Below are 24,085 nucleotides of genomic sequence, written 5' to 3'. Positions count from 1 at the left end.
CCTGAGGCGGATTAGACCGCCTGAAGGTTGCCGGCCGCGTCCTTGCCGCTGCGCTTATCGGTCAGAACCTCGTAGGAAACCTTCTGGCCCTCGACGAGGTTGCGCAGGCCGGCCCGCTCGACGGCGGAGATGTGGACGAACACGTCCTTGCCACCGTTATCCGGCTGGATGAAGCCGTAGCCCTTGGTCTCGTTGAACCACTTAACAGTCCCAGTATCCACGAATAGTTCCTTCGTTCTTCACACGCCACGCGCAAGCATCTGCTCGAAGCGAGCACGTGGTAGCGTCCGCCGATTTTGCGGGATGACGGGCGATGTGCGGATCAATCGAAGCCTTTCGCCTCGCCGCGCCCGTCAGAACTGTATGTAGGCCGCCGTTGCGGCCTTAACAAGGCAGAATGCGATTCGACCGGCGCGGAGCCTCGTGCGAAGCCCCGGACCCGATCGCGGAGTACCGCTCCCGCCACCCTGTGACAAAGCCCTGGGCCGGTGCATATATGAACGTCAATCCAGGCGGTTACGGGACCGCCCTCAAGGCAGTTCGGTCAGGCGGTTCATGGCGGGTATCTCGGTTTCCCTCGAAGGCGCGAACATCCAGCTTTCGTTCCAGAAGGACGACCAATCGACGGCGGTGGTCATGGACGCTCGCGCCGCCCGCGCCCTCGTGCGCGCCGTCGGCCAGCTCCTCACGGCCATCGACGATGACGGCGAGGTCGACCTGGCCGATGAGAACGGCGACGAGGAGGTCGCCATGCTCGACGTGACCTCCTCGGCCATCGAGGTCGGCACCGACGAGCAGGGTCAGGCCGTGGTGGCCCTTCAGGCCGGCGCGCTGCCGCCGTTCCAGCTTCGCCTGACCGACGAAGAGGCCCGTCACGTGGCCTCCAGCCTCAGCGAGATCCTGGCCGCGCCGCGCGACGTGAGGACCTCGCACGGCGGTCATTGAGGGCCGTCTTCGAGATCCGGCCGGAACCGGTCTCACAAGCACTTGTCCGCCGCGTGTCCGCTGGGGGGGGATCGCTCTCGTATCTGTCAGATCGCGGCCCTTCGATCCTGTCGAAGCCGGCGGTGCCCTTCGGCCTAGCGAAGGCAGCCCTGCGGCTCGCTGCCAGCGGCGGCCTGTGCGCTCGGCACGCGGCAGCTCATCCGGCACCAGAGGGACGGCGATGGGGTTGCCGTGTGATCCATGGCCGCACCTGTCTAGGCATCGACCCCCGTCCCGATGATCGGTCCGCCAGGACGATGCCGGCGGCGCCGGTGCCGACCACCCTCATGCGTACCGGGACGGTCTGCGGCTGAAATTCCGGCTCCGTGAACGTGGTCCCGAACGTCACTGAGCGCGGCCCATCGAGCGAGCAGAGGGCATCGGACCGATCTAGTTCCTCGTGGTGGCGATGGAGGCCCCGGGCCGATCGGAAGTGAACGCGATCGGCAAGCTCATGCCGCTTTCGCACGTAGCTGGGCTTGATCCGACGAGCGCGGCGGCCACTCATTGCCTGAACATCCCACTCAGCCCCCGCCTCTGCATGCAGGAGAATGAGCGCTGAGGCAGGTGAGTCTCACCACCGGCGGGCAGAGAGCTGGATGGTGTGAAAGTTCGGCGTCGTCAGAGGGCTGGGCTGCAATCGTGCCATGAGACGACCCATGAGACGACCGCGCCCCGATCTCGCGACCGGGGCGCGGCGTCCCTTGGATCAGAGCCGGATCCCGGGATCCGTCGGGCCACCGGGCAGGTAGTCCGGCTCGGAGCCGGGGCCGCGCGGCTCGTCGATGTTGGGATCATCGACCGGGTAGGGCGTGCGCGGACCGGTCGGGCCGATATCCGGCTGGTCGTCGGGCTGCGGGGGCGGCGGAAGATCGCCGGGGATCTGTCCGCCGGGAGTGGGCTCGGGGGTCGGGATGCCGGGATTGGCCATGGACCGCCTCCTTCGTTCGTTTCGGGGGATGGCGGTCCAACACCTGCCTCCTGGTCCGGTTCCGTTCTTCCTTCGTCTCCTCGCCCGCTCGCCTGCGGCGCTCACACCGCAGGCGGGACACCGCTCGGAACCTCGTCCCGGGCGATCGGTTGGCCCGGCAATTCCCGATACAGACGGAGCCAATGCCATGCCCGATATCCGCGAGGCCAAGATCCTCATCGTCGCCACCGACGGCTTCGAGGAGAGCGAGTTGACGGTCCCGCAGACCAAGCTGAAGGAGGCGGGTGCCAAGGTCACCGTGGCAAGCCCGCAATCCCGCCAGTCGAAGGATGCGATCCGCGGCTGGGACAAGACCGACTGGGGCAAGAACGTGCCGGTCGATCTCGACATCGAGAGCGTGAACCCCGCCGATTACGACGCCCTCGTTCTCCCGGGCGGGCAGATCAACCCGGACAAGCTGCGCCTCGAGCCGAAGGCGCTGGAGGTGGTGCGCGCCTTCCTCACCTCCGGCAAGGTGGTGGCCGCGATCTGCCACGGCCCCTGGCTGCTGATCGAGGCCGGAGCGGTCAGGGGGCGCAGCCTGACGTCGTTCGCCTCGATCAAGACCGACGTGATCAACGCGGGCGGAAACTGGCAGGACAAGGAGGTCGTGACCGATAGCGGCATCATCACCAGCCGCAATCCCGGCGACCTCGATGCCTTCTGCGCCAAGATCATTGAGGAGGTGAAGGAAGGCCGTCACGAGCCACGCCAGCTCGCCGCCTGATCCCGCTCCCTCGAACGACAAGGCCGCCAGCCTTCGGGCCGGCGGCTTTCTCATGCCCGATCCGAGCCGATGCTGGGTCCCGTGCGTCAGCGTTTGGCGACGGCCTTCTGCAGCTTTGGCCGCTCCGAGGCTGCGCCGGCCATCAGCTTGGCGAGGTGGTCCTGGTCGAGTCCGCCGAGGCTCGCCGGCACGACCGCCGCCTCCGCGCGCTCGGCCTTGCGCGAGGCGATGGAGCCGGTGGTGACCGGATCGGCGAGCGCCGCCACCGGCAGGGCCGGCGTTGCGGGCTCGCGCTGGACGCGCATCGCCCAGTGGGCGGCGGTGGAGAGGACGGCGATGGCCAGGATCGCCTTGATGCCGCCGGTCAGGAAACGCCGCATGGTCGGGCCCGAAAACGCAGGGAACGCGGCCGGTTCCCCGACCCTTCGCCATCATCGCGCAGGATCGTGAACGAACCGTCCAGGATCGTGCCGACGAGGCGTGCCGGATCGGGAAGGCCCGCTCGCGCGGGCCTTCGCTGCCTCACGTTCTGTGCGCAATCTCCGCCGGAGTCTTCTGGTTCTCCGGCTCCGCCGCCCTGCGGGTGCGCCACAGGCTGTAGACGACGCCGAGGGTGAGCAGGACCAGGGTGACGACGAGCGAGACCCACGGCGGCAGGTGAACGAGTTCGAGGGTGTCGGCCACCACGATCTTGGCGCCGATGAAGAGCAGGATGAGGGCGAGCGCCGTCTTCAGATAGGCGAAGCGGTCCACCATTGCCGCGAGCGCGAAGTAGAGCGCGCGCAGGCCGAGAATGGCGAAGATGTTCGAGGTGTAGACGATGAACGGGTCGGTCGTGATCGCGAAGATCGCCGGCACGCTGTCGACGGCGAAGATCACGTCCGCGATATTGACGAGCACCAGCGCCACGGCGAGCGGCGTGAGCCAGCGAACGGTCTTACCCGTCTTCGGGTCCGGCTTGCGGACGATGAAGTGTTGGCCCTCCGGCTTCTCGGTGATGCGCACCCACTTCTTGAGAAAGCGCATCGAGGCGCTGTTCTTGACGTCCTGCTCGTCCTCTTCCTTCGAGACCAGCATCTTGATGCCGACATAGATCAGGAAGGCGGCGAAGACCGAGAGCACCCAGTGCGCCTGCTGGACCAGGGCCGAGCCCAGCCCGATCATCAGGCCGCGCAGCAGCACTGCGGCGAGGATGCCCCAGACCAGGACCCGGTGCTGCGCTGCCCGCGGCACGCCGAGGGAGGTGAGGATCACGGCGATCACGAAGACGTTGTCCATCGACAGCGACTTCTCGATCACGAGGCCGGTCACGTATTCCTGGGCCGGATCGAAACCGAGCATCCACCAGATCCAGCCGCCGAAGGCGAGGCCGAGGGTGAAGTAGAAGGCGGTGAGGAGCAGGCTCTCCTTCACGCCGATCTCGTGGTTCTTGTCGCGGTGGAGCAGGCCGAGATCGAAGGCGAGCAGGCCGGCCACCAGGGCGTGGAAGCCGAGCCACATCCAGACGGGCTTGCCGAGCCACTCGTGGGTGAGAAATTCCATCATCATCGTGCGGGACCGGATGCTTCGCTTTCGGGAGAGCATCGGCTCCGACATCGCGGAGGCGTCTGCCGCATCCCTCCCGAACGGGCCGCCGAACCGGCGGACGAAGGGCCTCACCGGAGTCCGGGGGCGTCGCGAGGGACACGGTGCGCGTTCCGCCAGAGGGGCCCGCAGCCGATGTCGGGCAGTTAGAGGGGAGATCGCGTCGAATCAAGGGCAGCGCGATTTTCCGCCCTCCGCGTCACTCAGACAGCGAATGGTGGCTTTTCGAGCCTGCGCCGCTTGACAGCGCCGGCCGCACGGGGCCCTGCCGCGGATCATGGATGCGGATCGAGAGAACGAAATCGCCGTCGTCGGCGGCGGGCCGGCCGGCCTCGCGGCGGCGGAGCGGCTCGCCGAGGCGGGCCGGTCCGTCACGGTCTACGAGCGCATGCCGTCGGTCGGCCGCAAGCTGCTCATCGCCGGGCGCGGCGGGCTCAACCTCACCCATTCCGAGCCGCTGGCGGACTTCCTGGCGCGCTATGCCCCGGTCGATCCGCGGCTGCCGGCCGCCGTCGCGGATTATCCGCCGGACGCGCTGCGGGCGTGGTGCGAGGGGTTGGGCGAGACCACCTTCGTCGGGTCGAGCGGCCGGGTCTTCCCGCAAAGCTTCAAGGCCTCGCCGCTGCTGCGCGCCTGGCTCGCCCGCCTCGATGCTCTCGGCGTCACGATCCGCACCCGGCACCGGCTGGTGGGACTGGAGGACGGCGCGCTGAGCTTCGAGACACCGGATGGCCCGCAGGTCGTCCGGCCGCGGTCGACCTTGCTCGCACTCGGCGGCGCGAGCTGGCCACGGCTCGGGTCGGACGGGGCCTGGGTTCCGCTGCTGGAGCGGAACGGCGTGACCGTCGCGCCGCTCAAACCCGCCAATGTCGGCTTCCGTGTCGCGTGGTCGGCGCATTTCGCGCAGCGCTTCGCGGGCGAGCCGCTCAAGCGCCTCGCCGCGCATATCGGCGGGGCAAGCGCCCGCGGCGAGGCCGTCGCCACGGCGGACGGCATCGAGGGCGGCGTGATCTACGCGCTGTCGCGGCCGATCCGCGAGGCGGTGGAGCGCGACGGCACCGCCGAACTCAGCCTCGACCTCCGTCCCGATCTCGGCGCCGGGGCGCTGGCGGCGCGCCTTGCCCGAAGCCGCCCTGGTGAGAGTCTCTCCACCCGCCTGCGCAAGGCGGCCTCGCTGAGCCCGGCCGCCATCGGCCTGCTGCGCGAGGCGCACGCCAACGCCCTGCCGCCGGAGGCGGACGCACTGGCGGCGGCGATCAAGGCGGCGCCCCTGCGGCTCGTCGCGCCGGCTCCGATCGCGCGGGCGATCTCGACCGCCGGCGGCGTCACCTTCGCCGAGCTCGACGCGCACTTCATGCTTCGGGCGCGGCCCGGCCTCTTCCTGGCCGGCGAGATGCTCGACTGGGAGGCGCCGACGGGCGGCTACCTGCTGCAGGCTGCCTTCGCCAGCGGGCGTGCGGCGGCGAAGGGGATGCTCTCTTGGCTGGACGGCCGGAGCTGAGCCCGGCTCAGGGCCGGGCGCAGATCCCGACCATGCCGCCGCTGCCGGCCGGACACGACGCTTTGGTGTCCCCTTCGAGGGCCGCCGCGCCGCTAGCCTGACAGGTGGCGGAGGCCAGGACCTCGCCCGCGTCGCAGATGAGCGTGCAGCCCGCATCGGTGCAGGCACGCGCCCGCACGACACGGAACGGGGCCGCCACCGTCGCGGCGGACTCGGCTTTCGGACCCGCCTCACCCTTGGGGCCGCGCTCGCCCGCCGGACCCTGCGCGCCCTTGGAACCCTGTTCTCCCTTGGGGCCCTGTTCTCCCTTGGGGCCCTGTTCTCCCTTGGGGCCCGGTGCACCCGCGGGCCCGGCCGGTCCCGCTTCGCCCTTCGGTCCGGCCTCACCCTTGGGTCCAGCCTCACCCTTGGGCCCCGCCTCGCCCTTCGGGCCTGTGGCGCCCGCGGGACCGGGCGGTCCCTGGAGCCCGGCACTGCCCTGCGGTCCGGCCGGACCCGGCTCGCCCGGCTTACCGGCCGGCCCCTCCGGCGCGCAGTTGGCGACCACCGCCTCGCGCTCGTCCTCGCCGGCCTTGATCACCGCGACGCAGGTCGCGGGCCGGTAGGGCAACCGGAATTCGAAGCGTCCGCGCCGATCGGAGAGGACGGAGATGTCGTCGTCGAGGATCACGGTCACGCCGCTCCGGCGCACGCTGCCGGTGACCTGCAGGTTGCCGCCCTCGATGCGCGCGTCCCAGATCTGGATCGGCTGAACCGGCTGGCTCGGTGCCTTCGCGCGGGTGCGGGCCGGTCGCGATTGCGCTGCGGGCTGGTCCTGGGAAGGGGCCTGCGCCTGCGCCGCCGGCCCAGCGAGGGCGAGGCCCAGCGCGATCAGGATCGGCGCGCGCATCGGGCTCCGTCGTCCCAGGCTCCGCGTCTTCGGCATCCTCGCTCCTCCGCTCCTGTCCCGCGCGTCTTCCGGCGTGGCGGGGGCAGGTTTCGGTTGCGGGTCGCTCAGGGTCAAGCCCGGCCGTCCCTCCACAACCGTCCACAGTGCCCGTCCACAGGACAAGCCGTTCCATGATCTCGCTCTTCCCGGCTTCGTCCACAGACGGGTGCGCCGAGCGGCCGGGACGGCGCGGCCGCCCCTGCGCGACCGGAGAAAAGCGCGAGCCATCGATGAGCCGATATCCTAAGAAGGCCGGCAAGGACCCGGTCCGCCGACGACCCGCGGGATGCGACGGGGATGCGACGGGCCGGGCCTTGCGACCTCGAGACCGAACCGCCGCCATGCTTCGCCCGCTTCTCGCCACCCTGCTTCTTCTCTCTCCCGTCGTGCCGGTCGCCGCGCAGGCCGACGCGTGCGACGCCCTCGCCGCCCGCATCGCCCAGGCGACCGGGGCGAGGAAGGCCGGCCGTCGGGTCGGGCCGAGCATCGACGTGAGGGCGGCGAGCGGGGTCCGGCTCGATCTCACCTGCCGCGCGCAGCCCATCGTGCAGGCGTCGTCGGGCGATCCATCGCCCTCCGCCGAGTATTTCCGCGAGCTGACGATCGCCGCCGAACTCGTCGTCGGCGAACCGGCCGCGACCGTGCAGCCGATCCTGGCGCGGGCCTACCAGACCGCCCTGCGCGAGGGCCGCAAATCCTTCATCCAGCAGAACGGCTGGTCGGCGAGCTGCTACACCGACAGCGCCGGCGCGCTTCGCACGCTCTGCTCCGTCGGACGCATCCCGACGGAGTGAGATGCTATCCGCTCGAGCGGACAGCGTCTCGGCGGGCCTGTGCGACGCTCTGCCGGCTCGGGTCAGGGGCTGACAGTGCGGGTGGCCTGAGACCGGCCGCCGCTCTTTCCCGATCGTTCCCGCTTGAACGAAAGGCACGCCCGCGCCAATGCGGAGGGCAAGAACTCCATCGCACGGATCGGGCGCAGGGATCGAGCGCAACGCTCAGGCGCATGGATCGGGCGAAAGACATTTGGTGAGGAAAACCGCGATGGCCGTCCCGACCGTCAACCACCTGTTCGGCCTCGTGCGCACCCATTGCCCGGCCGAGCCGGGCGCCAAGGTCTTCATCGAGACGCCGGACGGCGCGCGCTACACCTACGCCGACCTGATCGCCCGCTCGGGCGCCTACGCGAACGCTCTCCAGGCCCTCGGCGTGAGGCCCGGCGACCGGGTCGCGGTGCAGGTCGAGAAGAGCGCCGAGGTGATCTTCCTCTATCTCGGCGCGGTGCGGGCGGGCGCGATCTTCCTGCCGCTCAACACCGCCTATACCGGACCCGAGATCGCCTACTTCCTCGGTGACGCGGAGCCGGCGCTGTTCGTGTGCGACCCGGACCGCGAGGGCGACCTATCGGCGGTGGCCGCGCAGGCCGGCGTGCCGCAACTGCGCACCCTCGACGCCGCCGGGCACGGCAGCATGGCCGAGGCCGCCGACGCGGCGAGCCCCGATTTCGCCGACGTGCCGCGCGGACCCGACGATCTCGCCGCGATCCTCTACACTTCGGGAACGACCGGGCGTTCCAAGGGCGCGATGCTGAGCCACGACAACCTGGCATCAAACGCCCTCACCCTGGCGCAGTACTGGCACTTCACCGACCGGGACGTGCTGATCCACGCCCTGCCGGTGTTCCATACCCACGGGTTGTTCGTGGCCACCAACATCGTGCTCGCCACCGGCGGCACGATGCTGTTCCTGCCCCGGCTCGACGCGAAGAAGATCCTGGAATTGATGCCGCGGGCCACCGCGATGATGGGGGTGCCGACCTTCTACACCCGCCTCCTGAAGGAGCCCGGTCTCACCCGCGAGGTGGCGGCCCATATGCGCCTGTTCGTGTCGGGCTCCGCGCCGCTCCTGGCCGAGACGCACCGGGAATGGGAGCATCGCACCGGCCACGCCATCCTCGAGCGCTACGGCATGACCGAGACCAACATGAACACCTCGAATCCCTACGAGGGGCCACGGCGCGCCGGCACGGTCGGTTTCCCGCTGCCCGGGGTGACGCTTCGCGTGGTCGAGCCCGAGACCGGCGCGCCGCTCGGCCCCGAGGAGGTCGGGATGATCGAGGTCAAGGGCCCGAACGTGTTCCAGGGCTACTGGCGCATGCCGGAGAAGACCGCCGCCGAGCTGAAGGTGGACGGGTTCTTCATCACGGGCGATCTCGGCAAGATCGACCGCGACGGCTACGTTCACATCGTCGGCCGCGGCAAGGACCTCATCATCACCGGCGGCTACAACGTCTATCCCAAGGAGATCGAGACCGAGATCGACGCGCTTCCGGGCGTCGTCGAATCCGCGGTGATCGGTCTCGCCCATCCCGATTTCGGCGAAGGGGTGACGGCGGTGGTGGTGCCGGGCGAGGGCGCACCCGACGAGGCGTCGGTCCTCGCGGCCCTGGAGGGCCGTCTGGCCAAGTACAAGTGCCCCAAGCGCGTGCTGTTCGCAGCCGAATTGCCGCGCAACGCCATGGGCAAGGTGCAGAAAAATCTTTTGCGCGAGGCCCACGCCGACCTCTATCGCGGCTGAGGGCTGGTCTCCCGACCGCGATCGCTCCGGAGGCGGATCGACCGCCGCCGGATTCGTCCGAGCCGTGACGCACCGTACATGCGCAGCGCTGGCGCTCTCAAGCCTGTGATGCGATGCTTCGCGGTGCAGGTGGTAAGAGCGGGCGATATGGTTCCGGGGGTGAGCCGTCCCGGCGGCACGCCTGCCGCTGCGAGCCCGCGGTGTGTGTCTTGTCCGAACCGCGGAGTTTTCTTCGAACGTGACCAGCAGTACCGAGCAGGACCGGATCGATGCCGAGCTGGTCCGCGTCTCCGACAGCTCCGATCCGTTCGCCGCCGCCGTCAAGGCGACGCGGATGCCGATGCTCATCACCGACCCGCACCGGGCCGACAACCCGATCATCTTCGTCAATCAGGCCTTCATCAAGCTGACCGGCTACGCCCGCGACGAGATTCTCGGGCGCAACTGCCGCTTCCTGCAGGGGACGGAGACGGATCCGCGCGATGTGGCGCGCATCCGCGATGCGATCGAGCGGCGGGTGCCGATCGAGCTCGAGCTGCTGAACCACAAGAAGAGCGGCGAGGTGTTCTGGAACCGCCTCCTGATCTCGCCGGTCTTCGACGACGAGGGGCAGCTCACCTACTTCTTCGCCTCGCAGTTCGACGTCACCCTGGAGCGCGACCGCATGGTGCGTCTCCAGCGCGACCGCGACGCGCTGGAACAGGAGGTCGAGCGCCGCAACGACGCCCTCACCCGCAGCGAGCACCGCCTCGAATTCATGCTGGCGGCCGGCCGGCTCGGCGCCTGGAGCCTCGACCTCGCCGAGCGCCGGCTCGTCGCCTCGGACCTGTGCAAGCAGAATTTCGGCCGTCCTCTGGGCGAGCCCTTCACCTACGACGATCTCGTCGAGGCCGTGGTGCCGGAGGATCGCGAGCGGATGCAGGCGGCGATGAAGGCCGCCATCGACCGCCGGTCCGATTACGACGTCGAGCACCGCGTCTCGGCGCCTTGCGGGGAGGTGCGCTGGGTGCAGCTGCGCGGCCGGGCCTATTACCGGGCAGACGGGGCGCCGCTCTCCATGGCCGGCATCTCCCTCGACGTGACCGAGCGCAAGCGGGCCGACGAGCAGCGCGCGCTGCTCGCCGCCGAGATGAAGCACCGGGTGAAGAACTCCATCGCCACGGTCCAGTCGATCGCCCATCAGACCCTGCGCAACGCCGCCTCCCTGGACGACGCCCGCCGCACCCTCGACGCGCGCCTCAACTCGCTCGCCAACGCCCACGACATCCTGACGTCGGAGGCGACCGCCGGCGTGACCCTGGCCGAGGCGGTGGAGAGCGCCCTGCAGCCGTTCCGGGTCAGCCCGCGCAATCGCATCCGGGTCGGCGGGCCGGAGGTGCGCCTCACCTCGCGCCTGACCCTGGCCATGGTGATGGCGCTGCACGAACTCGCCACCAACGCGGTCAAGTACGGCGGCCTCTCGAACGATTCGGGCCGTGTGATCCTCAACTGGGAAATCGAGGGGACGGCGTCCAAGCGCCTGCTGATGCGCTGGGAGGAACTCGACGGCCCGCCGGTCGAGAAGCCGTCCCGGGTCGGCTTCGGCACGCGGATGATCGAGCGGGTGCTGGCCGCGGAGTTCGGCGGCGAGGCCAAGATCGATTACCGCGCCCGCGGCCTCGTTCTCACCGTCGAGGCGCCGCTGCCGGAGCGCGAGGGCGGCTGACGTTCGTGGTGACGTCATGACGGCGTTCCGCGTCATCGCCTTCTCTCATCTTGAATTTTTCCAGGGGATGCCCCGCGCTCCGAGGGAACGGCCAAGCCTGATCGGGGGTTGAACCGCGTCTCACAGAAAGGCGCGTGCGCCCGACCCCGCCGAACGATGCCGTCCTCTCCCCCGACCTCGCCCCGATCTCCCGCGGAGGGCACGGCCTCCGTGCTCTGGACCCTGATGATGGGTGCGGCGCTGGTCGCGCTCGCCGCCGCACCCCGGCGCCGGCCCGACGACGAGCCGCAGGATCAGCCGGATCCGCCCGACGCGAAGGAGCGCAACGGCGGCGCCCATTCCCACGAGGGCCGCTCGGCCCGCTGGGTGGCGGCGACGCAGCAGGACCGCGGGCGCGCGGCCGACCATCCCGGCGAGATCCCGTCTCCCGGCTGGTGGGACATCGCCACGCGGGTCTACCTGGAATTCAACAAGGACCGGGTGCTCTCGGTGGCGGCGGGCGTCACCTTCTACACCCTGCTCTCGCTGTTTCCGGCCATCGCCGCGCTCGTCACCTGCTACGGGCTGGTGGCCGACGTGAACACGATCAACGTCCACCTCGCCACGCTGCACGGGGTGCTGCCGGAGAGCGCCATCGACATCATCGGCGAGCAGGTGAAGCGCATCGCCACCAAGGGCAGCGGCACCCTGGGCTTCACCTTCTTCACCAGCCTGACGCTGTCGCTGTGGAGCGCCAACGCCGCGATGAAGGCGATGTTCGATGCGCTCAACGTGGTCTACGAGGAGGAGGAGAAGCGCAACTTCTTCTGGCTCAACGTCCGCTCGCTCACCTTCACCGCGGGCGCGCTGCTGTTCATCATCCTGGCGCTGATGGCGATCGTCGTGCTGCCGGTGGTGTTCAATTTCCTCGGCCTCGGCGACGGCGCGCGCCTCATCGCCATGGCGCGCTGGCCGGCGCTGCTCGTCGTGCTGCTCGGCGGGCTCGCCGTGCTCTACCGCTACGGCCCGAGCCGGGAACGGGCGCGCTGGCGCTGGGTCGGCGCGGGCAGCGTGGTGGCGGGCCTGCTGTGGCTCGCGGCCTCGATCCTGTTCTCGTGGTACGTCGCCAATTTCGGCAACTACAACGAGACCTACGGATCCCTCGGCGCGGTGATCGGCTTCATGACTTGGATCTGGATCTCGGCGACGATCGTGCTGCTCGGCGGCGAGATCAACGCCGAGATCGAGCACCAGACCGCCCGCGACTCGACCACGAGCCCGCAGAAGCCGCTGGGACAGCGCGGCGCGCGCATGGCCGACACCGTGGGCGCGGCGGCCTGAGGCTCGGACAACGTATCATCGGTTCTTGCGCGAGAGGGTCGCACTCGTGACAAGCGGTGCCCGGCACCATTTTGCCGAATGAGAAACGAACCGAGGAACGCGACAATGGCCGGATCCGACGTCATCGGGGCAGATCCCGGACTTCGTACGGAAGACGAGTGGCGCGCGGCGCTGACACCTGAACAATATCACGTGCTGCGCGAGCACGGCACCGAGCGGGCCGGCACGAGCGGCCTCAACGCCGAGAAGCGCCCCGGCACGTTCTCCTGCGCCGGATGCGGCGCCCCGCTGTTCGAGAGCGGCACCAAGTACGAGTCGGGCAGCGGCTGGCCGAGCTTCTTCGCGCCGCTCGACGGCGCGGTCGAGACGCAGGTCGACCGCAGCCACTGGATGACCCGTACCGAGGTGCATTGCGCCCGCTGCAAGGGGCATCTCGGGCACGTCTTCGAGGACGGACCGGCGCCGACGGGTCTGCGCTACTGCATGAACGGCGTCGCCCTCGGCTTCGAGCCGGAGGGTTGAACGCATCGGAATCCATGGGCTTCATCCCATGAATTCCACGCCTTTTCTGCCTCCAGGCTTGCGGCGTGGTTGTTTCGGGCTCAACACTTCGCCATGAAGGCCCCTTGAAGAAGAGGTTAACGCCCCGGTCTTCGCGAACCGCCCCTGTCCGGTACGGTGGGCGGCCGCCGATCCCGCTCCGGATCGGCGCCCCGAAGGCCGAGCGTCCGGGCCGGTCCCGGACCGGTGCATGCCGACCCGCGGAGGGAAGTGAATGAGTGTCGTTCGCCGGTTTCTCGTGGCGCCCTCTCTGGTCCGCCTCCTGCGGAAGGAGAGGGGCGGCTCCCGTGTCACCGAGGGCTACTTCGCGCCTCAGGCCGGACGGACCTCGTTCGTGCGCCTGCAGGGCACCAACTGCTTCTTGGTGCTGATGACCGGCTCCGAGGGCGCGATGGCCGAGGAGCGCACCGAGGTGCCGCGCGCCCACGGCGACGCCCTCCTCGACGTCTGCCAGGGCCGGGCCGTCTACGAGCGCACCACGGTCTCCCTCGGCGGCTCGGCCGAGGCGCTGGTCGATCGCTACGTGCGTCCGTCCGGCCTCGATATCGTCAGCCTCGTCTTCCCCGATGCCGCCGCCGCCCAGAGCTTCACGCCGCCGGTCTGGTTCGGCACCGAGGTGACGACGGACAAGGCCTATGACGGCCAGTCGATCGCGCTCACCGGCGTCCCGACCCCCGGCGACATCCCCCTCAGCAACGCCGCTCTGGATGCGGTGCTCGACCTGATCGAGCCGCGCTTCGGCTCCAATCGCCCGCCCTTCTCCCCATCGAAGCCGACGACACCGTCGCGGGAGACCTCGGCCCCCGCCCGCTCGCTCGAGCCGCCGCGCCACCCTCCGATCCCGGAGGCGCTCCTCGCCGCGGCCGTGGCTGAGCCTGCAACGGCGGCCGAGGCCAAGTCGGAGGAGCAGCCTCAGGCCGCCGAAGAGCCTCTCCCGGCGGCTGCCGCCGAGCCCGCGACCGAGGCGCCCAAGGCCGAGGAGGCTCCGACCGAGCCGCCCCGGGCCGAGGAGCCGGCAGCCGAGCCCGTGCCGGAGCCGGCCCCTGAATCGGCCTCCGCCGAGGAGCCCGCCTCCTCCCAGGCGGTCGAGGCGGCCAAGCCGGAGGAGACGCAAGGTGCGGCCGACGCCGGCAAGCCCGCGGGCGAATCCGGGGAGCGGCTGGCGCCGGACGCGCGGATCGACGACGTGATCGAGAGCCTGTCGAAGGCGCTGGGCGCGGCGATCCGGAACCCGCAGGAGCCGGGCCGCGACGAGGAGGTGACCGAGGCGTTCGAGCGCTGGCAGGTCCGGCCGCGCCGCACGCAGCAGACCTGAGCGGCGGCCGCCCCTGAGAACCGATGAGATCTGAGAAAGCCGGCCCCGGCAGGGGCCGGCTTTCTTGCTCCGTCCTCGAACGGTGGCGGTCTCCGGGGCGAGGAGGGCGCCTGCCGCGCGCTGCCGAACCCGCCTTCAGACCTTGCAGGTCGAACCGGCCGGCAGAAGCTGGGGATGGCGCCCCGGCACACCGGAACCGGAAAGGGCTACGCTTCGTTGGCTGGCATCCGGTCGCTCCCAGCTCGCGCGGAGCGCCGGTTAAGTCTGCCTAACAAATGAGGAATCTCCGCCATGAGACGTCTCGCCATCGCCGCTGCAGGTCTGATGCTGTGCCTCCTGCCCATCGCCGGTGAGGCTCAGGCCCAGGGTATTCCGGGCGGCATGCGCCGCGGCGCCGCCGAGGGCGATCGCGTCGCCGGACCGATCGGCGGGATCGTGGGCGGCGCCGTCGGCGGCGCGGTGGGCGGCGTGAACGGCGCGCTCGGCATCGATCCCGGCCGTCGCGCCTACCGCACGCGGATGCGCTCGCACCGCCACGACCATCACCACCGCCGCCATCATCGCCACTATCGCTGAGGCCGGCTGGCGGCGTCATCGCGCGGGGGAGGGGGCGCTCTCCGCCGCGCGTGCCGGCGCATCAGGGCATCCTCACCCAGGAGGGCGAGACCCGAGGCGACGATGATCGCGGCGCCGAGCATCGTCCAGAGGCTCGGCACGTCGCCGAACAGCAGGTAGCCCAGCAGGACCGACCACAGGATCTGCGTGTAGATGAACGGCGCGAGCAGGCTCGCCGGGGCCCGCGCATGGGCCAGCACCAGCAGCCAGTGCCCGATCGTGCCGAACAGCCCGACCGCGATCAGCATCGCCCAGACCGTGCCGGAGGGCGGCGCCGTCCAGATCCAGGGCAGGAGCGGGCTCATCACGGCGAGACCGCCGAGGCCGGTGTAGAACATCGTCGTCGCGGTCGAGTCGTAGGCCGCGAGCTTGCGGGTCACGATCACGTAGACCGCGTAGCAGAGCATCGCACCGAGGCTGAACAGGATGGCGGGCTTGGCCACCAGCGCGTCCGGCCGCACGATGACGAGGACGCCGACGAAGCCCGCCACCACCGCCGCGAGCCGCATCCGCGACGACCATTCGCCCAGCAGCGGACCGGCGAGCAGCGCCACGGTCAGCGGCGCGGCGAACTGGATCGAGATCGTCTCCGCGAGCTGGAGCGAGCGCAGGGCGAGGAAGTTGAAGGCGGTCGAGCCGAACAGGAGCAGCGAGCGCAGGATCTGCAGCGGCAGGCGCCGGGAGTGGGACACGCCCGGCCGCGTCACCGGGTTGATGAACGCCGTCACCAGCGTGACGCTGACGGCGTAGCGCATGAAGGTGGTGAGCAGCGGATCGACGCCCGTCCCAGCCAGCACCTTGCCCGTGGCGTCGAGGCCGGCGAAGAACACCGGGGCGATGCACATCAGGGCGATGCCCACGAGGCGGCGCGGATCACGGGCGATCGATCCTGCCGCTTCGCCGGCCTGTCTGGCGGACACGTCTCACTCCCAGTTTCCGACCCACGTCCGGATCGAGGCCGTAGACCAAGCCGGCGTCCGGCGCAGCCCGATCGGCGCAGGTCTTCTCCTCTGAACGAAACGAAAGCCCGCTGACTTCAACGGTTTTTGCGCGCCGGCCCCGTCACGCCTCTGCGGCGAAGCCGGCGCCCGGCTCGTGGATCGGGCAGCCGTTCTGCGCCGCCCGTAACCCGGCGGAGGCGGGATAGGCGGCCCGGCGGGCGCGCATGATCGCGCCGAGCGGCCGATGCGCGGCGAGTGCGTGCCAGGGGTTGAAGGCCAGACCGTCGTCGATCCGCCGCATCTTGTCCTCGCTCCAGGCGTCCTGGCGCGGCACGGTCAGGCGGGCCACCGCGACGTAGGGGCTCTGGTCTTCCGGCCAGGGCTGCGAGGCGTCCTCGACCGGCATCGTCTCCTCGTCGGTGCGCAGCTGCTCGACGGAGGGACGGTAGGGAATCGGGCTCGCAGCGCTCACCTCGGGCCTCACGGAGGATCCGCCCGCCCTCGCAGGGCCGGTGCGGAACCAAACCGTGATCGGTTGCGGCCGTTCAGCCGCGCGCGGTCACGCTCGCGCGACCGGGCCGTCGAGGGGAGCGAGGCGGGGCTCGGGCGCCAGCGCCGCGGACGGGCCGGGTCGCCGGGGTCGGGCGAGACGCCGGGCGAGGCCGGGCAGATCGACCGAGCTCTCGCTCTGCGACGCCTGACCGAAGACCCGCCGGTCGAGGCCGGCGATGTCGCGCGCCAGATCGGGCTCGCCCCTCCAGAGCGCGGCGAGATCCGGCTGCGCCTGCTCGGCGCGGCCGAGCGCCGCCCGGAACGCCGCCGCGTCGCCCGAGGCTGCGGCGAGGCGCAGGGCGCGGGCCTGCCCGCGGTCGAGGCGAAGGCGGCCGGGGCCGGTGCGGAAGCCGATCAGCGCGAGTCCGAGACCGAAGGCGGCAAGTGATGCCGCGGCTAGCACCGGCCAGGACGCGGGAGCCGCGGCCTTGAGATCCTCCTCCCGGTCGGCGAGGCCGCCGCCGATCTGGCGGGCGGGGATCTCGGCCTCGCGCTGGGTCCGCGTGAGCGTGTCGAACCAGGGGATCTTGATCGCGTCGAGCGGGATCACCTCGGAGACACCCTTCTTGATGTCCCACTGATAGGTCGCCCGCGCCACCGGGCCGGTGGGCGTGATGATGGTCTCGCGCTTCACCGGGCCGGCGAAGGTGATGATGCCGCGGGTGCGCATCACCGGGCGCGGCGGCAGCCCTTCGGCCAGCATGCCCTGCGCCTCGAGGGTCACGATCCGGCGGGCCGTGTCGCCCTTGTTCAGCGTCTCCGGGTCGGGATCCCAGGAATCGGTGATCGACACGTCCCGCGCCGGCAGCCACCAGGGCTCGGCCGCGTCGGGGCCGCCGGTCGCCCCGGTCCAGGCCGCGACCGGGAAGGGCACGGGCTCCGAGCGGACGTCGATCTGCTTGCGCTCACCGTTGTCGTTGATGGTGAGGCGGTGGATGAACGGATCGATGGTGAAGGTCCCCGTATGCTGGGGGAAGACCGCGATGGTGCGCTCGAATTCCAGCGCCATCTGACCGTCGGGCAGCCGCGTGCGGCCCCAATGGTCGCGGCCGAGCTGCGTCCAGGAGAAGTTGACCAGCGGCGGCTGGCGCATCTCCTCCAGCAGAATCTGCGTGCGATAGACGCCGCGCAGGCGCAGCAGCACCATCTCGCGGGCATAGGGCTGGGTCCCGTTGGGGAGGTCGGGCGTCACCGTGAGGGTGAGGTCGCCGGGCTCGATGGCGCGGGCGGGCGTGAGGACGGCCAGCAGGATGAGGCAGAGCGCCGCCAACACTCCCCTCTCCCCTCTGCGGGAGCGGGTGGCCCGCGAAGCGGGTCGGGTGAGGGGAGCGCCCTTTCCGGAAAGACCTGAGCCGGCCCCTTTCGCGCCTGCTCCGCAGCCACCCTCCCCCGCAGAGGGGAGAGGGGTGTTCGCGCGGCGCCGGAGAACGTCGAAAAGAATCACCACGGGTTGCTGCCTCCCGGGATGGCGGTGCCGGCCTCGATGCGGCGGGCCTGCTCGGCCTTGAGGCGCAGCTTCAGGAAGCGGCCGGGCTCGTCCGGCAGGGTCTGGAGCCAGAGCCGGTCGGGATGAATCTCGTGGGCCTCGAAGCTCTTTGTCACCCGGCGCGCCTCGCGCTCCGGAGCGGCGGCGACCATGGCCGAGCCGGCGCCCTGGCGGCCGCGGCCGGCCGCGTCGCTCGCCGAGCCGCGGGCCTGACCCTTGCCGGAATCGATCGCCTGCTGCTCCGCCTTGCCGCGCCGTGCCACCGGGCTGGTGCCGGGCAGCGAGGCGGACGAACTCGCCTCCTTGTTGCCGGCCAGACCCTCGCCGCTGGAGGTGGCGCGGATGTCGTCGTTCTGGTCCTGGTTGGCGGTGTTGTTGTAGCGGGCGCCATACTGGGCCGAGGCGTTGGCGATGCCGCCGCCCTTGCCGCGGTCGATCTCCTCTTCCAGCGCCCTCGCGATCAGCGAGCGGTTGGCCTGCGCATCGGCGTCGCGCGGATTGTAGGTCAGCGCCTCGTCGTAGGCGTCGAGCGCGCCCTTCAGGTCGCCGGATCGGGCGAGCGCGTTGCCGAGGTTGTAGGCGCCGCGCTTGCCCTGCGCCCGGAACAGCGGAATCGCCTCGTCATAACGCCCGGCCTCGTAGAGGGCGGCGGCCCACCAGGCGGGCACCTCGAACACGTGAAGGGCCGCGCTCGGCAGCCCGACCGCCATCAGGAAGCGGCCCAGCGTCGTGCGCGGCTCCGACACGAGCAGCAGGCCGAGGATGCCGATTCCCGCGAGCGCGAGGCCGGCAATGCGCGCGAGCCGCCGCCAGTTGCGCGGGAAGGCGATGGGAAGCGTCCGCCGGAGGGGCGTCGCTCCGGCAAAGAGTCGGGAAGGAGCGGGCGCCACCATCATGCGCTCCGACGGAACAGGAGAAGGGCCGGCACCAGCGCCAGCAGCAGCAGCCAGCGGCCGAAATCGGCGAAGGCGAGCACGCCGAAGCCGCCCGCCGCAAGATGCTGCGCGGTCGAGGCGCCGACGCGGTCGAGCACCGCCTGCGGGTTGTCGATGTCGGCGGCACGGCCGCCGCCCGCACCGGAGAGCCGGTCGAGGGCGGCCCGGTCGGGGCGGGGCGCGCCGGGCGGCAACGCCTTGGCGGCGGGCACGAACAGGGCGTGGAGCTGCCAGCCCTTGTCCCGGATCGCGGCGGCCTCGCGCTCGGCCGCCTGCCCGACGCCGTCGCCGTCGGAGATCAGCACCACGTCGGCGGCGACGACGTTCGCCTCGGCGAGCGTCCGGCGGGCGAGCGCCAGCCCGCGCTCGGGATGGCTGCCGCGGTCGGGCACGGTGTCGGCGTCGAGCGCGAACAAGGTGGTGGCCAGCGTCTCGCGGTCGTTGGTGGGCGAGAGGGCGGTGTAGGCGTCGCCCGCGTAGACGATCAACGCCAGCGAGCGGGTGCCCGCGGCCTCCGCCACGGATTGCGCGGCCTGCCGCGCCTCCTTGAAACGCCCGCCCTCGGTCACCGAGCGGGAGAGGTCGAGCACGACCACCGTGGCATCGAGGTTGCGGAAGGTCGCGGCTTCCGGGCGCTCGATCGCCGGGCCGGTGAGCGCCAGCGCCAGGACGCCGGCGGCGAGCGCGGCGGCGAGGTTGGCCTGCCGCCGCCCGCCGAGCAGGGCGCCGCTTCGGGCGAACAAGGCCATCAGGTGCGGATCGACCGCCTTGCTCCAGTCGCCGAGCGGGGCCGAGCGCCACGCGGCGCGCAGGGCCAGCACGGCCACGATGGGCAGCGCCAGGAACCAGAGCGGGCGCAGCAGGGTGAGGGACTCGATCATGGACTTGTCCCGATCATGTCCGGCGCCGCGTCGCCAGGAGCCCGCAGGCGCACAGGAAGGCGAGGGCCGCCGGCCAGGGCCAGAGATCGCGACGCAGGGGCAGCGGCGGCGCCTTGGCCCGGCCGCCCTCCAGCTCGTCGATGGCGCTGGCGACGGCCTCCAGATCGTCGGTGGTCTTCACGCGGAAGGCGCGTCCGCCGCTGGTCTCGGCCATGGCCCGCAGGGTCTCGACATCGACCACGTCCTGCTCGTTGTTCGGGTTGTCGGCCATGTCGATCGGCCCGAGCGCGATGGTGTAGACGCGCACGCCGAGGTCTTTTGCCAGCGCCGCCACGTCCTTGGGCGCGGTCTGGCCGGCATTGTTGGCGCCGTCGGAAAGCAGCACCACGACCTTGTCGCGAGACGGGGGCGGACCGCCGCCCTCCGCGTTCGCCACCTGGGCCGGCGCGAGCCGCTTGAGGGCGAGGCCGAGGCCGTCGCCGATGCCGGTGGAGCGCCCGACCAGACCGATCGTCGCCTCCTCCAGGGTGCGGGCGACCGCCGCCGTGTCGAAGGTGGGGGCTGCGGCGACGTAGGCCTGATCGGCGAACTCGACGAGGCCGATGCGGTCGCCGGCCCGGCGGCGGATGAACTCGGCGCCGACGCGCTTCACCGCGGCGAGCCGGCTCACCGTCTCGCCGTCGAGGGAGAAATCCTTGCGCTCCATGCTGCCCGATAGATCGAGGGCGAGCACGATCTCGCGGGCCGAGGCCGGAAGCGCGAGGGCGGGCAGGACCATGCGGGGGCCGGCGAGCGCGACCACGAGTGCCACCCAGAGCGTGCCGATGAGCCAGAGCCGCCGCCGTCCGCGGGCAGCGATGGACTCGGAGCCTTCCGCACCCCGGACGAGGGTGGGCGGCACGCGCAGCGCGCCGCTGCCTCCCTCGCGCTCCGGCGGGATCAGCCGGGCGGCGAGCGGCAGGGGCAGGAGCAGCAGGGCGAGCGGCGTCGCGAAGTCGAAGGCGGAGACGAGGGCCGTGAACCAGGCGGGCATCGAGGTCAGGCCCGGATCTGTGCGAGCATGCGGCCGAGGCCGGCATCGATCGCGGTCGGATCGACGGCTTCGGGACGCCGATAGAGGTCGTCGGCGAAGACGCGGCCCGGACCGCTGCGGAAGAAGTCGGTGCCGAAGGTGGCATCGAGCGTCGCCGCCCAGGCGGGGCCGCGGGCGCGCGCCGCCTCCTCACCCTTCAGCGTGCGCACCACCCGGCGGAGAAGACGGGCCTGCGCGACGCGCCGGGCTTCCGGCTCCAGCCGCGCGGCGAGCGCCAGCTCCCGCAGGGCCGCCCGGCGCAGGGATGCGCCGCGACGCGCGCGGAGCAGGCGGATCCCGCCGACGAGCAGCGCGAGACCGAAGCTGAGGACGATGGCGGCCACCATCTCGGGCTGCACCGCCCCGCTGCCGCCGGTGGGCAGATGCAGGCCGCGCAGGGCGGAGAGGTCGGGGGTGGCGGTCACTCCTTGCCCCTCCCCGCATGCCCTCTCCCGGCCTCACAACACCGCATCGAGCCGCTCCATCAGGGGGGCGTAGCTCTCCGGCCCGGCCTCGACGTCGATGCGCAGGCCGTCGACGCCGCAGGCATGGAGGCGGGCGAGGCGCGGATCGAGTTCGTCGGGGGGCGTCGCCCCGCGGCGGGCCTGGACGGTGCCGCGTTGTCCGTCGGGCAGGGCGTAGGGATAGAAGCCGGGCGGACGGGTGCGTTCGAAGGCGTCGCTGACCAGCAGCAGGCGGATCGACAGCCGCTCGGCGAGCCCGGTGATCAGGCTCTCGAAATCCGGCCCCGGGGCGTCGAGGGCGCTCGCGACGACGAGGTGCCCGCCGGAGGGCAGCAGTGAGCGCGCGAGCGCCAGGGTGTCGGTAAGCGGCGGGTCGTCCGCCGCGGGGCGCGCCAGGGCGGCGGCGTGGGCATGGGCCATCGCCCCGGTGACGGCGGTCATCGCCCGCTCGCCGCCGGCCGGGCGGACCACCGAGGGCTCGCCGGCGCCTGCCGCGATCAGGCCGATGCGCCCGCCATCGCCGACGATGCGCCAGCCGAGCAGCGCCAAAGCCTCCGCCGCCGCGACCGAGCGCAGCGCCCGCCGGGTGCCGAACAGCATCGAGGGCCGGAAGTCGGCGAGCAGCACCACGGCGCGGTCGCGCTCGTCATGGTGGGTGCGCACGTGCAATTCGCCGGTGCGGGCGGTGGCGTTGCGGTCGATGAAGCGGCGGTCGTCGCCCTCGGACCAGGGCCGCACGTCGTCGGGCTCGGATCCGCGCCCCCGCTTCCGCGTGACGATGCCGCCGGGCAGGCCGGCGATGGTGCGGGTCGAGGGTGAGACGCCGCGCCGGGCGAGGTGGCGCAGGCTCATCAGCCCGGCCCCCGAGAGATGGATGCCGGGGGCGTCGGTCGGGTCGCTCGCGGGCGCCGCGGTCGCGGTCATGGCGGCTACAGCGCCCGGGTCCGCTCGACCAATCCGCCGACGATGCCCCGCGTGGTGCGCCCCTCGGCCGCCGCGCGCCAGGTCAGGCCGATGCGGTGGGACAGGGCGTCGGCGGCGAGCTCCGCGATGTCCTCGGGCACGACGTGGTCGCGGCCGTGCAGGTAGGCCCGCGCCTTGCCGGCGACCATCAGGGCCAGCGTGCCGCGCGGCGAGGCCGGGTGCTCGATCGCCGCGCGCAGTTCCGGCGCGACGCTGTCGCCGCGGGTGCCGGCCACGAGCCGCACGAGATAGTCCTTGAGAGCCGGCGAGACGTAGGTGGCGAGGGCGGCCTCGCGGGCGGCGATCACCTCGGCGACCGAGAGCCTCACCGGCATCGCCTCGGCGTGGTGGTTCAATTCGCCCTCGACGAGGTCGAGAATGCGGCGCTCGGAGGCCTCGTCGGGCATCTCGACGACGACGTGGAGCAGGAAGCGGTCGAGCTGCGCCTCCGGCAGCGGGAAGGTGCCCGCATGCTCGATCGGATTCTGCGTCGCCACCACCATGAAGGGGTCGGGCAGGCGGTGGGTGTGGCCCGAGACGGTGATCTGCCCCTCCGCCATGGCTTCCAGCAGCGCCGACTGCACCTTGGGCGGGGCGCGGTTCACCTCGTCGACGAGGATCAGCGAGTGGAACAGGGGTCCGGGCAGGAACTCGAAGGTACCCGCATCCTGGCGCCAGACGGTGGTGCCGGTGAGGTCCGCCGGCATCAGGTCGGGCGTACACTGCACGCGGGCGAAGGAGCCGTCGAGCCCGTCCGACAGCCGCTTGACCGCGCGGGTCTTGGCGAGCCCCGGAGCCCCCTCGATCAGCAGGTGCCCGCCGGTCAGGAGCCCGATCAGCAGGCGTTCGACCAGCTTGTCGGCGCCGATCAGCCCGTGGCTCAGTCCATCGCGGAGCTGGAGGATGCGGTCGCGGACGGGAGCCGGCTCCGCCGCGGGCCGGGCGAGTGCCTCGACGCTCATGCTCGGGCCTCTGCCGGCGGCCCAAACGCCGCTGCCCGCGCTTCGAGCGCCGGTCGAGCCTCGACCATCGTCGCAGGAGAACGATCCTGCCGCATGCGCGTCTCCTCAGCGTGGGTTCTTCTTATGGGTCCCACAATCCTGCCGGTGTGCCCGCTGCCCGGTCGCCGCGTCAATCCCGCGCCGCGACCCTGGCCACGGGCAAATTGACCGGTTTCGACGGAGGCGGCGCGAGTCGGTGACGTTTCGTCACGCAACCGTCACGCTTGTGCGACAGCGGGGAAAACCTGCGATACCGAACCACTCCCCGAAAGGTCCGATGCCCGGCCCGTTTCCCTTCCCCACGCCCGAAGCCCTGAATTCCGGCATCAGTCTCGCGGTCGCCTTCGGCCTCGGCACCCTGATCGGGGTCGAGCGGCAGTACCGGCAGCGCAGCGCGGGCCTGCGCACCGCCGTGCTGGTGGCGCTGGGCGCCGCCGCCTTCGTCGATCTCGGCATGCGGCTGACCGGCGGCGAGGGAGCGACCCGCGTCGTGGCCTACGTCGTCTCCGGCATCGGCTTCCTCGGCGCCGGCGTCATCATGAAGGAGGGCATGAACGTGCGCGGCCTCAACACCGCCGCGACCCTCTGGTGCTCGGCGGCCGTCGGTGCCTTCTCCGGGGCCGACCTGCCGCTCGAGGCCTGTTTCGTCACCATCGCCGTGCTGGCGGGCAACACGCTGCTGCGCCCGCTCGTCAACCTGATCGACCGCATCCCCATCGACGAGAGCGCGACGGAGGCGACCTACGAGGTGCAGGTGACGGTGCCCGCCGAAGCGGCCGGTCTCGCCCGCGACCTGCTGGTGGAGCGTCTTGAGGCGGCGGATTACCCCGTCGGCACCACGGAGGTGGAGGAGCGCGGCGAGACCACCGTCGATGTCATTGCCACGCTCACCGCGACGACGGTCCATTCCAAGGATCTCGACGCCGTGGTGGCCGATCTGGCGAAGCGGCCGGAGGTGCGTCACGCCACGTGGACGGTGCAGACGGGGGATTGATCGGGCCCC

General features: G+C 71.4%; 24 protein-coding genes and 1 pseudogene. 11 read left to right on the top strand and 14 right to left on the bottom strand.

All coding sequences use genetic code 11. The features are described from left to right. Positions 1–11 precede the first annotated feature (11 nt). Positions 12–221 carry a cold-shock protein gene (locus tag HNR01_RS15770; RefSeq protein ID WP_009866236.1) on the bottom strand — a complete coding sequence of 70 codons (210 nt, stop codon included), beginning with the start codon at positions 219–221 and terminating at the stop codon, positions 12–14. Positions 222–555: 334 nt separating this feature from the next. On the opposite strand from HNR01_RS15770, the gene HNR01_RS15765 reads away from it, so the two are divergent. Beyond that, positions 556–945, top strand: a complete 390-nt coding sequence (locus HNR01_RS15765) for a hypothetical protein (protein WP_017487204.1) — start codon at positions 556–558, stop codon at positions 943–945. A gap of 748 nt (positions 946–1,693) precedes the next feature. Here HNR01_RS15765 and HNR01_RS15760 read toward each other — a convergent pair. Further along, positions 1,694–1,915: a hypothetical protein gene (locus HNR01_RS15760; RefSeq protein WP_096484013.1), complete on the bottom strand. Its 222-nt coding sequence runs from the start codon at positions 1,913–1,915 to the stop codon at positions 1,694–1,696. Between the two features lie 187 nt (positions 1,916–2,102). Between HNR01_RS15760 and HNR01_RS15755 the strand changes: the two genes are divergently transcribed. Continuing rightward, positions 2,103–2,681 carry a type 1 glutamine amidotransferase domain-containing protein gene (locus tag HNR01_RS15755; RefSeq protein WP_183668536.1) on the top strand — a complete coding sequence of 193 codons (579 nt, stop codon included), beginning with the start codon at positions 2,103–2,105 and terminating at the stop codon, positions 2,679–2,681. 86 nt (positions 2,682–2,767) lie between these two features. Here the strand turns inward: HNR01_RS15755 and HNR01_RS15750 are convergent, their stop codons facing one another. Both HNR01_RS15750 and HNR01_RS15745 read right to left on the bottom strand, forming a co-directional pair. Then, the gene (locus HNR01_RS15750; protein WP_183668535.1) at positions 2,768–3,061 is read right to left on the bottom strand and encodes a hypothetical protein; all 294 of its coding nucleotides are present in this window, start codon (positions 3,059–3,061) and stop codon (positions 2,768–2,770) included. Positions 3,062–3,203: 142 nt separating this feature from the next. After that, a complete protein-coding gene (locus tag HNR01_RS15745) occupies positions 3,204–4,229 on the bottom strand; it encodes a TerC family protein (RefSeq protein WP_153874230.1) in 1,026 nt (341 codons plus the stop codon). A gap of 313 nt (positions 4,230–4,542) precedes the next feature. Here HNR01_RS15745 and HNR01_RS15740 point away from each other — a divergent pair, with 313 nt between their 5' ends. Then, entirely contained in the window at positions 4,543–5,766 is a 1,224-nt protein-coding gene (locus tag HNR01_RS15740) for a TIGR03862 family flavoprotein (RefSeq protein WP_183668533.1), read from the top strand. Between the two features lie 7 nt (positions 5,767–5,773). Here the strand turns inward: HNR01_RS15740 and HNR01_RS15735 are convergent, their stop codons facing one another. Further along, a complete protein-coding gene (locus tag HNR01_RS15735) occupies positions 5,774–6,691 on the bottom strand; it encodes a collagen-like domain-containing protein (protein WP_183668531.1) in 918 nt (305 codons plus the stop codon). Between the two features lie 344 nt (positions 6,692–7,035). Here HNR01_RS15735 and HNR01_RS15730 point away from each other — a divergent pair, with 344 nt between their 5' ends. From HNR01_RS15730 to HNR01_RS15700, 7 genes are all read left to right on the top strand, one after another. Further along, entirely contained in the window at positions 7,036–7,488 is a 453-nt protein-coding gene (locus HNR01_RS15730) for a hypothetical protein (RefSeq protein ID WP_017487212.1), read from the top strand. 250 nt (positions 7,489–7,738) lie between these two features. Continuing rightward, a complete protein-coding gene (locus HNR01_RS15725) occupies positions 7,739–9,271 on the top strand; it encodes a malonate--CoA ligase (RefSeq protein ID WP_183668529.1) in 1,533 nt (510 codons plus the stop codon). 238 nt (positions 9,272–9,509) lie between these two features. Further along, positions 9,510–10,976 carry an HWE histidine kinase domain-containing protein gene (locus tag HNR01_RS15720; protein ID WP_183668527.1) on the top strand — a complete coding sequence of 489 codons (1,467 nt, stop codon included), beginning with the start codon at positions 9,510–9,512 and terminating at the stop codon, positions 10,974–10,976. A gap of 156 nt (positions 10,977–11,132) precedes the next feature. Next, positions 11,133–12,296 (top strand): YihY/virulence factor BrkB family protein, encoded by a 1,164-nt coding sequence (locus HNR01_RS15715; protein WP_153874140.1) that lies wholly within the window; start codon positions 11,133–11,135, stop codon positions 12,294–12,296. 105 nt (positions 12,297–12,401) lie between these two features. After that, positions 12,402–12,818, top strand: coding sequence for a peptide-methionine (R)-S-oxide reductase MsrB (gene msrB, locus HNR01_RS15710; protein WP_153874139.1), 417 nt, complete (start codon positions 12,402–12,404; stop codon positions 12,816–12,818). 253 nt (positions 12,819–13,071) lie between these two features. Next, positions 13,072–14,172, top strand: coding sequence for a hypothetical protein (locus HNR01_RS15705; protein WP_183668525.1), 1,101 nt, complete (start codon positions 13,072–13,074; stop codon positions 14,170–14,172). A 291-nt stretch (positions 14,173–14,463) separates the two neighbouring features. After that, the gene (locus tag HNR01_RS15700) at positions 14,464–14,748 is read left to right on the top strand and encodes a hypothetical protein (protein WP_026105957.1); all 285 of its coding nucleotides are present in this window, start codon (positions 14,464–14,466) and stop codon (positions 14,746–14,748) included. Here HNR01_RS15700 and HNR01_RS15695 read toward each other — a convergent pair. The 9 genes and pseudogenes from HNR01_RS15695 to HNR01_RS15655 form a co-directional block, all read right to left on the bottom strand. Beyond that, positions 14,739–15,707, bottom strand: a complete 969-nt coding sequence (locus tag HNR01_RS15695) for a DMT family transporter (RefSeq protein ID WP_183668524.1) — start codon at positions 15,705–15,707, stop codon at positions 14,739–14,741. The genes HNR01_RS15700 and HNR01_RS15695 overlap by 10 nt on opposite strands. A gap of 142 nt (positions 15,708–15,849) precedes the next feature. Further along, positions 15,850–16,158: pseudogene (locus HNR01_RS15690) on the bottom strand (hypothetical protein); the annotation flags it as partial. 129 nt (positions 16,159–16,287) lie between these two features. Further along, a complete protein-coding gene (locus HNR01_RS15685) occupies positions 16,288–17,550 on the bottom strand; it encodes a BatD family protein (RefSeq protein ID WP_210313302.1) in 1,263 nt (420 codons plus the stop codon). Between the two features lie 170 nt (positions 17,551–17,720). Next, a complete protein-coding gene (locus HNR01_RS15680; RefSeq protein ID WP_183668661.1) occupies positions 17,721–18,659 on the bottom strand; it encodes a tetratricopeptide repeat protein in 939 nt (312 codons plus the stop codon). Continuing rightward, positions 18,659–19,582, bottom strand: a complete 924-nt coding sequence (locus HNR01_RS15675; protein WP_183668517.1) for a vWA domain-containing protein — start codon at positions 19,580–19,582, stop codon at positions 18,659–18,661. The genes HNR01_RS15680 and HNR01_RS15675 overlap by 1 nt, the downstream gene beginning before the upstream one ends. A gap of 13 nt (positions 19,583–19,595) precedes the next feature. Further along, complete coding sequence (locus HNR01_RS15670) at positions 19,596–20,615, bottom strand: VWA domain-containing protein (RefSeq protein WP_183668516.1); 1,020 nt, start codon at positions 20,613–20,615, stop codon at positions 19,596–19,598. Between the two features lie 5 nt (positions 20,616–20,620). Continuing rightward, a complete protein-coding gene (locus HNR01_RS15665) occupies positions 20,621–21,079 on the bottom strand; it encodes a DUF4381 family protein (protein WP_183668514.1) in 459 nt (152 codons plus the stop codon). A 33-nt stretch (positions 21,080–21,112) separates the two neighbouring features. After that, positions 21,113–22,042, bottom strand: a complete 930-nt coding sequence (locus tag HNR01_RS15660; protein ID WP_183668512.1) for a DUF58 domain-containing protein — start codon at positions 22,040–22,042, stop codon at positions 21,113–21,115. Positions 22,043–22,047: 5 nt separating this feature from the next. Beyond that, a complete protein-coding gene (locus HNR01_RS15655; RefSeq protein WP_183668510.1) occupies positions 22,048–23,043 on the bottom strand; it encodes an AAA family ATPase in 996 nt (331 codons plus the stop codon). A gap of 316 nt (positions 23,044–23,359) precedes the next feature. Here HNR01_RS15655 and HNR01_RS15650 point away from each other — a divergent pair, with 316 nt between their 5' ends. Continuing rightward, positions 23,360–24,076 carry an MgtC/SapB family protein gene (locus HNR01_RS15650; protein WP_183668508.1) on the top strand — a complete coding sequence of 239 codons (717 nt, stop codon included), beginning with the start codon at positions 23,360–23,362 and terminating at the stop codon, positions 24,074–24,076. Positions 24,077–24,085 lie beyond the last annotated feature (9 nt).

The sequence above is a fragment of the Methylorubrum rhodesianum genome (assembly GCF_014199985.1).
Classification (GTDB): domain Bacteria; phylum Pseudomonadota; class Alphaproteobacteria; order Rhizobiales; family Beijerinckiaceae; genus Methylobacterium; species Methylobacterium rhodesianum.
The sequence above is the reverse complement of the archived record's forward strand: the minus strand, read 5'-3'. Positions and strand labels throughout refer to the sequence as shown.

Coding starts and splice junctions, on each gene's coding strand:
- HNR01_RS15675 (WP_183668517.1), bottom strand. CDS start 19,582: ATGATCGAGTCCCTCACCCTGCTGCGCCCGCTCTGGTTCCTGGCGCTG.
- HNR01_RS15715 (WP_153874140.1), top strand. CDS start 11,133: ATGCCGTCCTCTCCCCCGACCTCGCCCCGATCTCCCGCGGAGGGCACG.
- HNR01_RS15760 (WP_096484013.1), bottom strand. CDS start 1,915: ATGGCCAATCCCGGCATCCCGACCCCCGAGCCCACTCCCGGCGGACAG.
- HNR01_RS15745 (WP_153874230.1), bottom strand. CDS start 4,229: ATGATGATGGAATTTCTCACCCACGAGTGGCTCGGCAAGCCCGTCTGG.
- HNR01_RS15725 (WP_183668529.1), top strand. CDS start 7,739: ATGGCCGTCCCGACCGTCAACCACCTGTTCGGCCTCGTGCGCACCCAT.
- HNR01_RS15730 (WP_017487212.1), top strand. CDS start 7,036: ATGCTTCGCCCGCTTCTCGCCACCCTGCTTCTTCTCTCTCCCGTCGTG.
- HNR01_RS15660 (WP_183668512.1), bottom strand. CDS start 22,042: ATGACCGCGACCGCGGCGCCCGCGAGCGACCCGACCGACGCCCCCGGC.
- HNR01_RS15740 (WP_183668533.1), top strand. CDS start 4,543: ATGGATGCGGATCGAGAGAACGAAATCGCCGTCGTCGGCGGCGGGCCG.
- HNR01_RS15765 (WP_017487204.1), top strand. CDS start 556: ATGGCGGGTATCTCGGTTTCCCTCGAAGGCGCGAACATCCAGCTTTCG.
- HNR01_RS15750 (WP_183668535.1), bottom strand. CDS start 3,061: ATGCGGCGTTTCCTGACCGGCGGCATCAAGGCGATCCTGGCCATCGCC.
- HNR01_RS15735 (WP_183668531.1), bottom strand. CDS start 6,691: ATGCCGAAGACGCGGAGCCTGGGACGACGGAGCCCGATGCGCGCGCCG.
- HNR01_RS15705 (WP_183668525.1), top strand. CDS start 13,072: ATGAGTGTCGTTCGCCGGTTTCTCGTGGCGCCCTCTCTGGTCCGCCTC.
- msrB (WP_153874139.1), top strand. CDS start 12,402: ATGGCCGGATCCGACGTCATCGGGGCAGATCCCGGACTTCGTACGGAA.
- HNR01_RS15680 (WP_183668661.1), bottom strand. CDS start 18,659: ATGGTGGCGCCCGCTCCTTCCCGACTCTTTGCCGGAGCGACGCCCCTC.
- HNR01_RS15650 (WP_183668508.1), top strand. CDS start 23,360: ATGCCCGGCCCGTTTCCCTTCCCCACGCCCGAAGCCCTGAATTCCGGC.
- HNR01_RS15655 (WP_183668510.1), bottom strand. CDS start 23,043: ATGAGCGTCGAGGCACTCGCCCGGCCCGCGGCGGAGCCGGCTCCCGTC.
- HNR01_RS15700 (WP_026105957.1), top strand. CDS start 14,464: ATGAGACGTCTCGCCATCGCCGCTGCAGGTCTGATGCTGTGCCTCCTG.
- HNR01_RS15755 (WP_183668536.1), top strand. CDS start 2,103: ATGCCCGATATCCGCGAGGCCAAGATCCTCATCGTCGCCACCGACGGC.
- HNR01_RS15670 (WP_183668516.1), bottom strand. CDS start 20,615: ATGCCCGCCTGGTTCACGGCCCTCGTCTCCGCCTTCGACTTCGCGACG.